This is a genomic window from Bradyrhizobium sp. Ec3.3 (genome assembly GCF_000472925.1).
GTDB lineage: Bacteria > Pseudomonadota > Alphaproteobacteria > Rhizobiales > Xanthobacteraceae > Bradyrhizobium.
This window is the reverse complement of the sequence record NZ_AXAS01000029.1, coordinates 106,996-119,953: the sequence shown is the minus strand read 5'-3', so window position 1 is coordinate 119,953 and position 12,958 is coordinate 106,996. Positions and strand designations below refer to the sequence as shown.

At 64.5% G+C, this 12,958-nt stretch carries 11 protein-coding genes; 9 read left to right on the top strand and 2 right to left on the bottom strand.

Annotated features, from left to right (window positions below; genetic code table 11):
• Position 1: 1 nt before the first annotated feature.
• The 7 genes from glp to ybaK all read left to right on the top strand — a co-directional run bounded on the left by glp (position 2) and on the right by ybaK (position 9,211).
• Positions 2-1,258, top strand: coding sequence for a gephyrin-like molybdotransferase Glp (gene glp, locus YUU_RS0125530; protein WP_027524928.1), 1,257 nt, complete (start codon positions 2-4; stop codon positions 1,256-1,258).
• Positions 1,259-1,303: 45 nt separating this feature from the next.
• Positions 1,304-1,567 carry a sulfurtransferase TusA family protein gene (locus tag YUU_RS0125525; RefSeq protein WP_027524927.1) on the top strand — a complete coding sequence of 88 codons (264 nt, stop codon included), beginning with the start codon at positions 1,304-1,306 and terminating at the stop codon, positions 1,565-1,567.
• A 297-nt stretch (positions 1,568-1,864) separates the two neighbouring features.
• Positions 1,865-3,520 (top strand): OFA family MFS transporter, encoded by a 1,656-nt coding sequence (locus tag YUU_RS0125520; protein ID WP_027524926.1) that lies wholly within the window; start codon positions 1,865-1,867, stop codon positions 3,518-3,520.
• A gap of 97 nt (positions 3,521-3,617) precedes the next feature.
• A complete protein-coding gene (locus YUU_RS0125515) occupies positions 3,618-3,899 on the top strand; it encodes a hypothetical protein (RefSeq protein WP_027524925.1) in 282 nt (93 codons plus the stop codon).
• A gap of 150 nt (positions 3,900-4,049) precedes the next feature.
• A complete protein-coding gene (locus YUU_RS0125510) occupies positions 4,050-5,753 on the top strand; it encodes an NADH-ubiquinone oxidoreductase-F iron-sulfur binding region domain-containing protein (RefSeq protein ID WP_027524924.1) in 1,704 nt (567 codons plus the stop codon).
• Positions 5,750-8,515, top strand: coding sequence for a formate dehydrogenase subunit alpha (gene fdhF, locus YUU_RS0125505; RefSeq protein ID WP_027524923.1), 2,766 nt, complete (start codon positions 5,750-5,752; stop codon positions 8,513-8,515). The genes YUU_RS0125510 and fdhF overlap by 4 nt, the downstream gene beginning before the upstream one ends.
• 222 nt (positions 8,516-8,737) lie before the next feature.
• Complete coding sequence (gene ybaK, locus YUU_RS0125500) at positions 8,738-9,211, top strand: Cys-tRNA(Pro) deacylase (RefSeq protein ID WP_027524922.1); 474 nt, start codon at positions 8,738-8,740, stop codon at positions 9,209-9,211.
• Positions 9,212-9,242: 31 nt separating this feature from the next.
• On the opposite strand, the gene YUU_RS0125495 is transcribed toward ybaK, so the two are convergent.
• The gene (locus YUU_RS0125495; RefSeq protein ID WP_027524921.1) at positions 9,243-9,482 is read right to left on the bottom strand and encodes a hypothetical protein; all 240 of its coding nucleotides are present in this window, start codon (positions 9,480-9,482) and stop codon (positions 9,243-9,245) included.
• 120 nt (positions 9,483-9,602) lie between these two features.
• A complete protein-coding gene (locus YUU_RS0125490; RefSeq protein ID WP_027524920.1) occupies positions 9,603-10,283 on the bottom strand; it encodes a GntR family transcriptional regulator in 681 nt (226 codons plus the stop codon).
• A gap of 143 nt (positions 10,284-10,426) precedes the next feature.
• Here YUU_RS0125490 and tcuA point away from each other — a divergent pair, with 143 nt between their 5' ends.
• Positions 10,427-11,818 (top strand): FAD-dependent tricarballylate dehydrogenase TcuA, encoded by a 1,392-nt coding sequence (tcuA, locus tag YUU_RS0125485; RefSeq protein ID WP_027524919.1) that lies wholly within the window; start codon positions 10,427-10,429, stop codon positions 11,816-11,818.
• Entirely contained in the window at positions 11,805-12,905 is a 1,101-nt protein-coding gene (gene tcuB / locus YUU_RS0125480; protein ID WP_027524918.1) for a tricarballylate utilization 4Fe-4S protein TcuB, read from the top strand. The genes tcuA and tcuB overlap by 14 nt, the downstream gene beginning before the upstream one ends.
• The last annotated feature ends 53 nt before the right edge of the window (positions 12,906-12,958 follow it).

Below are 12,958 nucleotides of genomic sequence, written 5' to 3'. Positions count from 1 at the left end.
CATGGCGCAACTGTCCGACGATTGCTTTGCCTTCGGTGGGCCGATGATGTCGGTCGACGACGCCGTCAGCCTGATCGCGGCCCGCGTCAACGCGATCGCCGACATCGAGACCGTGGCGCTGGTCGATGCCGACGGGCGGGTGCTCGCACGCGACATCGCCGCGCCGCTGCCGCTGCCGCCGTTCACCAACTCCGCGGTCGACGGCTACGCAGTGCGCAATGCGGACCTGCCGCAAGCGAACGAAGAAGCGTTTCCGCTCGACGGCCGTATCGCGGCCGGTAGTGCCGCTGATCATCCGATCAAGCCCCGCCATGCCGCACGCATCTTCACGGGCGCGCCGATGCCGAAAGGGGCCGAGACCGTCTTCATGCAGGAGGACGTGCGTATTGATGAGAGTGGCAAGATCGTTCTGCCGCCCGGGCTGAAGGGAGGCGCGAACGTCCGGCCCGCCGGTGAGGACATTCCGCAAGGTCACGTCGCCTTGTGTGCCGGCCAGCGCTTGCGGCCACAACATGTCGCGCTCGCCGCCGCCTTCGGCCTGACCGCGCTCGACGTCGTCAGGCGCATCCGCGTCGCGGTGTTCTCGACTGGCGACGAGCTGGTCTCGCCGGGCGATGCGCGCGCCCCCTCGCAGCTCTTCGACTCCAACCGTTTCATGCTGATGGCGATGCTGCGCCGGCTCGGCTGCGATGTCAGCGATCTCGGTATCTTGCGCGACGAGCAAGCCTTGCTCGCGGATGGTCTGAAGCAGGTCGCAGGCCAGCATGACCTGATCCTCACCACCGGCGGCGTGTCGACCGGCGAGGAGGATCACGTCAAGGCCGCGGTCGAGAGCATCGGCACGCTGGTGCTGTGGCGGATGGCGATCAAGCCGGGCCGGCCGGTCGCCATGGGCATCATCGGCGGCACGCCGCTGATCGGCTTGCCCGGCAATCCCGTCGCGAGCTTCGTCACCTTCGTCCATGTGGTGCGACCGACGGTGCTGGCGCTCGCCGGCGGCCTGCCGGAGCCGCTTCTGCCGATTCCGGTGCGCGCCGCCTTCACCTACAAGAAGAAGGAGGGCCGCCGCGAATACGTCCGCGTCTCCTTGCGCAAGGCCGAAGACGGCACGCTCGAGGCGATCAAGTTTCCACGCGAGGGTGCCGGGCTGTTGTCATCATTGGTCGAGACTGACGGGCTGGTCGAACTCGGCGAGGCGGTGACGCGGGTCGAGCCCGGACAGAGCATCGGATTTCTATCCTACGCCAACCTGATCTGAGCGTCGTGCATTGACGCTCCCGACCCGCCTCGCCATGGTGCCGCTATGACCAGAACGACTCTCGATCTTACGGGGCTGAAATGCCCGTTGCCGGCCTTGAAGACGCGCAAGGCGCTGAAGCCGTTGAAGGCTGGCGACCAGCTCGAGGTGTACTGCACTGATCCCCTGTCGGTGATCGACATCCCCAACCTTGTTCGCGAGACAGGCGACAAGGTCGAGATCACCGAGCGCACCGAGGCGCGCATTGTGTTTTTGATAGAAAAGACGAATGGCTCGATAGAAAGCGCGAATGACGCACTGCACTCTTAGATTGCGACTATCGACTTTCGTCTATCGGCATCGCCACGCCGGCAATTGGCTCTCCGCATGGGCACACAAGTTGTGCTATCCGCATTGATTGCGCGTGGTTCGATGGGCGGAGGGACATCGCCTGTCGGCGTCCGGCATAAAAACTCCCTCAAAGGGGTTAGACATTTCGTGTGCGCTCGTGATCCTGGCGCATCTCTGGGATGACTTGCGGAGCAATCAGCAAGCTGAGGCGCGCGGGCTGAGGAACGGGATCGCAACAGCAGGCGCTCAGAAGGGCGACTGCAGGGGAGGATTTGTATGGCTACAGTTGAAAGCGCTGGGAGACTTTCGGGCGCTGGCGCGGGAATTCTCGATCGCGAGCATACGGTCGCGAAGGCCGGCTTCAATCGCTGGCTGGTGCCGCCTGCCGCGCTCTGCATCCATCTCTGCATCGGCATGGCCTACGGTTTCTCGGTGTTCTGGCTGCCGCTGTCGCGCGCCATCGGCATCACCCAGAGCAAGGCGTGCGCGGATATCACGCTGTGGCAGGAACTCTTCACCACGACGTGCGACTGGAAGGTCGCGAGCCTGGGCTGGATGTACACGCTGTTCTTCGTGCTGCTCGGCGTCTCCGCGGCAATCTGGGGCGGCTGGCTCGAGCGCGCCGGTCCGCGCAAGGCGGGCGTCGTCGCCGCCTGCTGCTGGGGCGGTGGTCTTCTGATCGGCGCCTTCGGCGTATACGTGCACCAGCTCTGGATCATGTGGCTCGGCTGCGGCGTGATCGGCGGCGTCGGTCTGGGTCTCGGCTACATCTCACCGGTATCGACCCTGATCAAATGGTTTCCGGACCGCCGTGGCATGGCGACCGGCATGGCGATCATGGGCTTTGGCGGCGGCGCCATGATCGGCGCGCCACTGGCAAACCTGCTGATCAACTATTTCAAGACGTCCACCTCGGTCGGCGTCTGGGAGACGTTCCTCACGATGGGCGTCATCTACTTCGTTTTCATGATGATCGGCGCCTTCGCCTATCGCGTCACGCCGAGCGGCTGGCAGCCGGAAGGCTGGACGCCGCCGAGCGAAAAGAAATCGATGATCTCCGAGCATCACGTGCATCTGAACAATGCGCACAAGACTCCGCAGTTCTGGTTGATCTGGTGGGTGCTGTGCTTGAACGTGTCGGCCGGTATCGGCGTGATCGGCATGGCCTCGCCGATGCTCCAGGAGATCTTCGCTGGCAAATTGATCGGCTTGCCCGAGCTGACCTTCAGCCAGCTCTCGGTTGAGCAGAAGACCGCGATCGCGGCGATCGCCGCGGGCTTTGCCGGTCTGTTGTCGCTGTTCAACATCGGCGGCCGGTTCTTCTGGGCATCGCTGTCAGACTATATGGGCCGCAAGAACACCTACTACACGTTCTTCCTGCTCGGCATCGTGCTCTACGCGCTGGCGCCTACGTTTGCGGCGATGGGCTCGAAGCTGCTGTTCGTTCTCGGCTTCGGCATCATCCTGTCGATGTATGGCGGCGGCTTCGCCACCGTGCCGGCCTATCTCGCCGACATGTTCGGCACCCAGTTCGTGGGCGCCATCCACGGCCGGCTGCTGACGGCATGGTCGACCGCCGGCATCATCGGTCCGGTGGTGGTGAACTACATCCGCGAATTCCAGCTCGCCGCAGGCGTGCCGCGCGATCAGCTCTACAACACCACCATGTACATCCTGTGCGCGATGCTGATCGCGGGCCTGATCTGCAACTATCTGATCAAGCCGGTCGATCCGAAGTGGAACATGAGCGAGGCGGAGGTTGCCAAGCTCCAGGCCGCAAGCGCCAAGAGCGAAGCAGCGATCCAGCACGGCTCGTTCGGCATCGGCACAGGCGGGCTGGATGCCAAGGCCGCGCTGTTCTGGGCCTTCGTCGGCGTTCCCCTTGCCTGGGGCGTATGGAAGACGCTGGAGAGCGCGGTCAAGATCTTCTGACCCTCTGTGAAATTGCCGCGGGGTGTGCGTCATGCGCGCGCGTCTCGCGGTTTCGCTTTTCTCGATCGATTGAAAAAGAACATCCGGGGGATTTTCGATGGTTCGCAAACTCGTTTGTGTCGCCGCCATGCTCGTTGTCGCCGGCGCACTTCATTCCGCTTCAGCCCAGACGGCGACGGCGCCTGCAGCGCCGGCACAAGCGGCCGCCGAGGCCAAGCCCGGCAAGCTCAAGCTGACCGCCCAGAAGCTGAAGAACATGAAGGCCAAGTGGAGCGCCAACAAGTCCAAGCTCAAGGAATGCCGCAAGGACGTGAAAGCCAAGGGCCTCGCCGGCGACGACCGCTGGTTCTACATTGAAGACTGCATGGGCAAGAGCTGAGATTAGGTGCCAGGGAACTGGACGTTGGGGGCATGAAGCGGCGGCTACATGCCCCTTAACTGCTTCATGGAACGCAAGAATCCTCTTGGCATCTGGCATGCCAGAGGCTAGGTTTGGAGCCATTCTAAGAGTAGGGACCAAGACGCAGCGATGAGCCACGACGTGCACCAGGTCCGCTCGTTCGAACATCCGGGCGAGGGACGGAAGCGAGCCAAGGCCACGCCCAAGGGGCGGCAGGTCGACCCGACCGCCGCACATGAGATCGAGCAGTTGCTCGGCGACAGGCCGCGGCGGCGCGACCTGCTCATCGAATATCTCCACCTGATCCAGGACAAGTTTCACCAGATCTCGGCGGCGCATCTTGCGGCGCTTGCCGACGAGATGAAGCTCGGCTTTGCCGAGGTGTTCGAGACCGCGACCTTCTATGCGCATTTCGACGTCGTGAAGGAGGGCGAGCCTAACATCGCGCCGCTCACCATCCGGGTCTGCGACTCCTTGACCTGCGCGATGCTCGGCGGAGAGAAGCTGCTCGAGGACCTCCAGAGCGCGAGCGGCCCGGGCATCCGCGTGGTGCGGGCGCCCTGTGTTGGCCGTTGCGACACCGCGCCGGCGGCCGAGGTTGGTCACAACTTCGTCGATCACGCCACCGTCGGCAACGTGCTGGCCGCCGCGAAGGCCGGCGACACCCACGCGCATCTGCCGAAATATGTCGATTACGATGCCTACGTCGCCGGCGGCGGCTACAAGCTTCTCAATCGCCTGCGCACCGGCGAGCTTTCGAAGGATGACCTTTTGAAGGCGCTCGACGATGCCTCGCTGCGCGGCCTTGGCGGCGCGGGCTTTCCGACGGGACGCAAATGGCGCGCGGTATTAGGGGAGCCCGGTCCGCGGCTGATGGCGATCAACGGCGACGAAGGCGAGCCCGGCACGTTCAAGGACCGTTATTATCTCGAAACCGATCCGCATCGCTTCATCGAGGGCATGCTGATCGGCGCGCATGTGGTCGAGGCCTCCGACGTCTACATCTATCTCCGTGACGAATATCCCGCCTGCCGCGAGATTCTCGAGCGCGAGATCGCGAAGCTTCCCGCGGGCGGCCCGACGCTGCACATGCGGCGCGGCGCCGGTGCTTACATCTGCGGTGAAGAGTCCTCGCTGCTCGAAAGCATCGAAGGCAAGCGCGGCCTGCCGCGGCACAAGCCGCCTTATCCGTTCCAGGTCGGCCTGTTCGGCCTGCCGACGCTGATCAACAATATCGAGACGCTGTGGTGGGTGCGCGACATCGTCGAGAAGGGCGCCGACTGGTGGAAGAGCCATGGCCGTCATGAGCGCCATGGCCTGCGCAGCTTCTCGGTCTCGGGCCGCGTCAAGAATCCCGGCATGAAGCTCGCGCCCGCCGGGATTACCGTGCGCGAGTTGATCGACGAATATTGCGGCGGCATGGCCGACGGCCACACGTTCTACGCTTATTTGCCGGGCGGAGCGTCCGGCGGCATTCTGCCGGCATCGATGGACGACATCCCGCTCGATTTCGGCACGCTGGAAAAATACGGCTGCTTCATCGGCTCAGCCGCGATCGTGATCCTGTCGCAGAAGGACAGCGTCAGGTCCGCGGCGCTGAACCTGATGAAGTTCTTCGAGGACGAGAGCTGCGGCCAGTGCACGCCGTGCCGTGTCGGAACCCAGAAGGCGGCGTTGTTGATGCAGCGGCCGGTCTGGAACCGTGCCCTGCTGGACGAATTGAGCCAGGCGATGCGCGATGCCTCGATCTGCGGGCTCGGCCAGGCGGCATCGAATCCGCTCACAACCGTGATCAAATATTTCCCTGACGAGTTCAAGGAAGCGGCCGAATGACCAAGATTACGTTCGAGCTCGACGGCAAGCAGGTCGAGGCGAGGCCCGGCGAGACCATCTGGCAAGTCGCAAAACGTCAGGGCCGCGATATCCCGCATCTCTGCTATTCACCGGCGCCCGACTATCGGCCCGACGGCAATTGCCGCGCCTGCATGGTCGAAATCGAGGGCGAGCGCGTGCTTGCGGCGTCCTGCAAGCGCACCCCGTCGGTCGGCATGAAGGTGAAGACCGAAAGCGCCCGCGCGGTCGCGGCGCAGAAGATGGTGATGGAGCTGCTCGTCGCCGACCAGCCGGCGCGCGAGACTTCGCACGATCCGGACTCGAAGTTCTGGCGCTGGGCCGAAACCACCGGCGTCACCGAGAGCCGTTTCCCCGCCGCCGAGCGCTGGGCAACAGACGCCAGCCATCCGGCGATGCGCGTCAATCTCGATGCCTGCATCCAGTGCGGCCTCTGCGTGCGCGCCTGCCGCGAGGTCCAGGTCAACGACGTCATCGGCATGGCCTACCGCAATGCCGGCGCCAAGATCGTGTTCGACTTCGACGATCCCATGGGCGAGTCCACCTGCGTGGCCTGCGGCGAATGCGTGCAGGCCTGCCCGACCGGCGCCCTGATGCCGGCCGTGATGCTCGACGAGAACCAGACCCGCGTCACCTATGCCGACAGGAAGGTCGATTCGCTCTGCCCGTTCTGCGGCGTCGGCTGCCAGGTGACCTATGAGGTCAAGGACGAGAAGGTGATCTATGCCGAGGGTCGCGACGGCCCGGCCAATCACAACCGTCTTTGCGTCAAGGGCCGCTTCGGCTTCGACTACATCCACCATCCGCATCGCCTGACGAGGCCGTTGGTGCGGCTGCCGAACGCGAAGAAGGATGCCAACGACCAGGTCGATCCCGCCAACCCCTTCACCCATTTCCGCGAAGCCTCATGGGAGGAGGCTCTCGACATCGCGGCCAAGGGCCTGGTCAAGATCCGCGATACCAAGGGCGTCAAGGCGCTGGCCGGCTTCGGCTCGGCCAAGGGCTCGAATGAAGAGGCCTATCTGTTCCAGAAGCTGGTACGCACCGGCTTCGGGTCGAACAATGTCGATCACTGCACGCGGCTCTGCCACGCCTCGTCGGTCGCGGCGCTGTTCGAAGGCTTAAGCTCGGGCGCTGTATCGGCGCCGTTCGCGGCCGCGACGGACGCCGAAGTCATCTGGGTGATCGGCGCCAATCCGACCGTGAACCACCCTGTCGCGGCGACCTACATCAAGAACGCGGCCAAGAAGGGCGCAAAGCTCTTTGTGATGGATCCCCGTCGGCAGACGCTGTCGCGTCATGCGACCAAGCATTTGCAGTTCAAGCCCGGCGCCGACGTCGCCATGCTGAATGCGATGATCAACACGATCATCACCGAAGGCCTGACCGACGACCAGTACATCGCCGGTTACACCGAGGGTTTCGAGGACCTGAAGGAGAAGATCAAGGAATTCACGCCGGAGAAGATGGCGCCGATCTGCGGCATCCCGGCGCAAACCCTGCGCGAGGTGGCGCGCACCTATGCGCGCGCAAAATCCTCGATCATCTTCTGGGGCATGGGCATCAGCCAGCATGTCCACGGCACCGACAATGCGCGTTGCCTGATTGCGCTCGCGCTGATCACCGGCCAGGTCGGTCGTCCCGGCACGGGCCTGCATCCGCTACGGGGCCAGAACAACGTCCAGGGCGCATCCGACGCCGGCTTGATCCCGATGTTCCTGCCCGACTATCAGCCGGTCGGCCGTGACGACATGCGCGGCAATTTCGAGAAGCTGTGGGGGCAGGAGCTCGATCCCGTCCGGGGCCTCACCGTGGTTGAGATCATGAACGCGATCCACGCCGGCGAGATCAAGGGCATGTATGTCGAGGGCGAGAACCCCGCGATGTCCGATCCCGATCTCCAGCATGCGCGCCAGGCGCTCGCCATGCTCGATCATCTCGTGGTGCAGGATCTCTTCGTCACCGAGACCGCTTTCCACGCCGACGTCATCCTGCCGGCCTCCGCGTTTGCGGAGAAGGACGGCTCCTTCACCAACACCGATCGCCGCGTGCAGCTCGCGCGCCAGGTCATCAAGCCGCCGGGCGATGCGCGGCAGGATCTCTGGATCATCCAGGAAATCGGCAAGCGGATGGGCTTGCCGTGGAATTATTCGGGCCCCGGCGACGTCTACACCGAGATGGCGGAGCTGATGCCGTCGCTCAAGAACATCAGCTGGGAGCGGCTGGTGCGCGAAGGCGCCGTCACCTATCCGGCCGACGATCCGGACAAGCCCGGCAATGAGATCATCTTCACCACGGGCTTCCCGACCGCGAGCGGCCGCGGCAAGATCGTGCCGGCCAAGGTCATTCCGCCGGACGAGTTGCCGGACGACGAATACCCGATGGTGCTCTCGACCGGCCGCGTGCTCGAGCACTGGCACACCGGCTCGATGACACGACGCGCGCAGGTGCTCGACCAGATCGAGCCGGAGGCGGTGGCGTTCATGTCGCCGAAGGACATGCGGAAGAAGAAGCTCACGCCCGGCGATTTCATTCGCCTGGAGACCCGCCGCGGCGCGGTCGAGGTCAAGGTCCGTTCCGACCGCGACGTGCCGGAGAACATGGTGTTCATGCCGTTCTGCTACGCGGAAGCGGCCGCCAACCTCCTCACCAACCCGGCGCTAGATCCCTTCGGCAAGATCCCCGAGTTCAAGTTCTGCGCCGCAAGGGCCGAGCGCGTGGAAATGCGCGACGCGGCGGAGTAAGGGCGTACTCCTCTCATTGCGGGCGATGCTCGCCATACCGATTGCTGTCATGCCCCGCGAAAGCGGGGCATCCAGTACGCCGCGGCTTATCGATCATTACGGGCGTCTCGGAGTACTGGATCGACCGATCAAGTCGGGCGATGACAGCGCGAGTATCGAGGCGTGTGCCCATACGGTTCACTGCGCTTCGCTCCTCGCAATGACGGTGCTAAACGATGGCGCATGTCCAAAGTGACCCCAGCCACACGCGCGCTCGCTGCCGCTTCCGTATCCTTCACCGTCCATGCCTATGACTATGATCCCGACGCCGAGAGCATCGGGCTTCAGGCTGCTGCCGCGCTTGGTGAAGATCCGGCGCGGGTGCTGAAGACGCTGATGGCGCTCGTCGACGGCAAGCCGGTTTGCGTCGTCGTTCCTTCCGACCGGGAAGTCTCGATGAAGAAGCTCGCGGCCGCCGCAGGCGGCAAGTCGGCCCAGATGATGAAGCCATTCGAGGCCGAGCGCGTCACCGGCTTCAAGGTCGGCGGCATCAGCCCGTTCGGGCAGCGGCGCGCGGTGACGACCGTCATTGAGGAGAGCGCGCTTGCGCATGACCTCGTCTACGTCAATGGCGGTCAACGCGGCTTGCAAGTGCGGCTCAGCCCGCGCGATGTGCGTGACGTCTTGAAAGCCGCGGCTGCAGACGTGCTTGCCTGATCAGCGCGGGACCAGTCCGGCTCCCGCTCGATCATCCGAGCCATATGAACGGGAATGTCCCATCGGGATGGTCGGACGGATGCGGCATCTGGACATGCGGCGCGGGCGTCTCGCGAGTCTGATAGGCATGTGCTGCGGGCCGCGTCGGCGCAACTCGCGCGCCGGCGATCGGATGGGCCGTTGCCGCGACGGGGGCGACGGCAAATGCTACTGTGCCGACCACGAGCGCTGTCAGTGCCAGGGCAGCGGCGTGCGTCTTGCGGACAGTCATAGGAGCTCTCCTTGCAGATGTTCCAGCAGGCTCCGACAGCCTGCCGCTCTTCCCTGAGATCGCGGCCGCCGCGATCTCATTCCCACAAGGTTTCGTGATCGATCGTTCGGTGACCTCTTGCTATTGTTTCTGCAGGAGCTTCAGCCGGCACCGTAGCGCCTCACGAATGTGGGCGCGCGCCAGTTTTTCGGCCTTGTCGCCGTCGCGGGCGGCAATGGCGCTGATGATGGCCTGATGCTCTCTGTGGCTGGTCGAGGGCCGACCGGTGACCGAGAACGTGGTCGGGCCGAGCAGCGCGATCCAGTCCTGGAGCTCCTTCGAGGCGCTGTCGAGATAGCGGTTGCGCGCGGCGCGGCAGATCGCCTCGTGGAAGGCGCGGTTGAGCCTGGCCATCTCGATAGCGTCGGCGGAATGTTCGGTGAAAGCCTGCTCGATATCCGTCATCGAGTCGATCTCGGGGCGCGAGGCGTGCTCGGCGGCGAGCCGTGCCGCCGCACCCTCCAGGATCTCGCGCATGGCGTAGAGCTCGAGCACCTCGGAAATGTCGAGGTTGCGGACGATCAGCCCGCGGCCCGCGGCCGGCTGCACGAAGCCGCGCGCGGCAAGCCGCCCCAGTGCCTCGCGCACCGGCGTGCGACTGACGTTCAGCCGCTGCGCGACCTCCTCCTCTCGCAAGCGATCGCCGGCGCGGTAGCTGCCGGCCTGGAGTGCCTCGCACAGCGAGCGGAACACGGCTTCGCCCAGCGCCACGCCGGAACCGCGATCGATCGATCCGCTTGTCTTTGCCGGGCGCCTGGCCATGCTCTCTCCGATCCCGGCGCATCGTTCCCATGCAAAGCGGAGCGTTGCGCAATTCTTGTATATCTTTGTATACAAAGGTGCGCAATGGCGGTAGCGTCAGTAAGACACGGAATCGCTCCGGCTCTGGGGTCCTGGCAGGCGGCATGAGCAAAAAATACGACGTGCTGGTGATCGGCGGCGGCAATGCAGCGCTCTGCGCGGCGATCGCCGCGCGGCGCGGCGGTGCCTCGGTCATCGTGCTGGAAGGCGCGCCCAAATTCTATCGCGGTGGCAATACGCGCCACACCCGCAACATGCGCTGCGCCCATGATGCCGCGACCGAGATCCTGACCGGCCCTTATACCGAAGACGAGTTTTGGAAGGACCTGCTGCTGGTCACGGGCGGACAGACCGACGAGGAGCTGGCGCGCCACATGATCCGGGAGTCCAAGGACATCCTGAACTGGATCGTGGAGCAGGGTGTGCGCTGGCAACCCTCGCTCGGCGGCACGCTCAGTCTCGGGCGCACCAACTCCTTCTTCCTCGGCGGCGGCCGGGCGATGCTCAATGCGCTGTATTTCACCGCGGAGCAGCTCGGTGTCGAGATCCACTATGATGCCGAGGTCACCGATCTCGTCATCGAGGACGCCATGTTCCTGGCCGCGCGTCTGAAGCGGCCGATCGATGCCGTAAACGAGATCCGCGCGACGTCGCTGGTCGCCGCTGCCGGCGGCTTCGAGGCCAATATCGAATGGCTGAAGGAATATTGGGGCGAGGCCGCCGACAATTTCCTGATCCGTGGCACGCCCTATAACCGCGGCTCCATCCTGAAGATGCTGCTTGCCAAGGGCGTGCAGGAAGTCGGCGATCCCACCCAGTGCCATGCGGTCGCAATCGATGCGCGGGCGCCGAAGTTCGACGGCGGCATCATCACACGGCACGACTCCGTCGTGTTCGGCATCGTCGTCAACAAGCACGCGCAGCGCTTCTACGATGAGGGCGAGGACCTCTGGCCGAAGCGCTACGCGATCTGGGGCCGGCTGGTCGCGGCGCAGCCGGACCAGATCGCCTACATCATCTTCGACTCGACCGTCGTCACGAGTTTCATGCCGACGTTGTTTCCACCGATTGCAGGGCAGACGGTTGCCGAGCTCGCCGACAAGCTCGGTCTCGATCCAGTCGCACTGGAAAAGACCGTCACCGATTTCAACGCTGCGGTGCGTCCCGGCACCTTCGACCACACCCTCCTCGACGACTGCCGCACCGAGGGCATCACGCCGCCGAAGACGCATTGGGCGCGGCGGATCGAGACGCCGCCCTATCTCGCCTATCCGGTGCGCCCCGGCATCACCTTCACTTATCTCGGCACACGCGTGACCAAGGAAGCGCGCATGCTGATGAAGGACGGCAGGCCATCGGCCAATATGTTCGCGGCCGGCGAAATCATGGCCGGCAATGTGTTGGGCAAGGGCTATGCCGCCGGCATGGGCATGACCATCGGCAGCGTGTTCGGGCGGATCGCAGGACAAGAAGCGGCGAAACATGCACGGAACTAGGATTCTCGACGAAGCCGACCGCCTGATGACGGTCTGCAATTCCTGCCGCTACTGCGAAGGCCTATGCGCGGTGTTTCCAGCCATGGAGATGCGCCGCGCGTTTTCGGACGGCGACCTCAATTATCTCGCCAATCTCTGCCATGCCTGCGGCGCCTGCTACGTCGATTGCCAGTTTTCGCCGCCGCACGAGTTCAACGTCAACGTCCCGAAGACGCTCGCCGTCGCCCGCGCGGAGTCCTATGCGGCCTATGCCTGGCCGCGGGCCCTGTCCGGCGTGTTCGCGCGCAACGGTCTCGTCATCAGCGTCATGGCTGCGCTCAGCATGGCCGCGTTCATCCTTGGCTTTGTGGTCGCGCACGACCGCGACGTGCTATTCGGCGTTCACACCGGCCCCGGCGCCTTCTACAAGCTGATGCCGCACAACGCGATGGCGGCACTATTCGGTGCCGCGTTCCTTTACGCGATCCTGGCGCTGGTGATGAGCGTTCGCGCGTTCTGGCGCGACATCGGCGCGCCGATCGGCGGCCGCGCGGATGGTGGCTCGATCTTTCAGGCGATCCGCGATGCCGGCGAGCTTCGCTATCTCCATGGCGGCGGCGTCGGCTGCTACAATGAGGACGACCGTCCGACCGACCGACGCAAGCTCTACCATCATTTCACCTTCTATGGCTTCCTGCTGTGCTTTGCCGCAACATGCGTCGGCACGCTCTACCACTATCTGCTCGGACGTGAAGCGCCTTATCCGTGGTGGGACCTGCCGGTTGTGCTCGGTACGCTCGGGGGCATCGGCCTCGTCGTCGGACCGATCGGGCTCTTTGTTGCCAAGAGAGACCGCGATCCTGCGCTGCTGGATGAGGGCCGCTACGGGATGGACGTCGGCTTCATCGCAATGCTGTTCCTGACCGGCATCACGGGCCTCGTGCTGCTGGTCCTGCGTGAGACTGCCGCGATGGGGCCGCTGCTGGCTCTGCATCTCGGCGCGGTGTTCGCGCTGTTCATCACCATGCCCTATGGCAAGTTCGTGCACGGCATCTACCGCTTCACGGCCCTGCTGCGCTACGCGCAGGAGCGGCGCAGAGCAAGTTAGCCTGCCGGCTCACGCCTCCTCGCACCGTCTCGAAGAATGCTGCATCGACCGTC